Genomic DNA, 260 nt, shown 5'->3' on the forward strand with positions numbered 1-260 from the left:
GGCGTGATCGGCTCCGGCTGTGATACCCACAACAGCCTCGCCAACGTCATTCCCAACATGTCCTACCCGCCGGAACCCTTCCTGCACCTGGCGTCCGGCATCAAGGAAGTCGTCTCGATTCCGGTGATCCACGCCCAGAACATCAAGGACCCCAACCAGGCCGAGCGCATCCTGGAAGGCGGCTATGTCGACATGGTCGGCACGACCCGCGCCCACATCGCCGACCCGCACATCATCGCCAAGATCAAGATGGGCCAGCG

General features: G+C 63.1%; 1 pseudogene. It reads left to right on the forward strand.

Annotation, left to right across the window (positions count from 1 at the left end):
• Positions 1-260, forward strand: a pseudogene (locus tag R0J88_RS21220) (N-methylproline demethylase); the annotation flags it as partial.

Origin of the sequence: Pseudoalteromonas sp. SIMBA_162 (assembly GCF_046535955.1) — a bacterium.
GTDB lineage: Bacteria > Pseudomonadota > Gammaproteobacteria > Enterobacterales > Alteromonadaceae > Pseudoalteromonas > Pseudoalteromonas marina.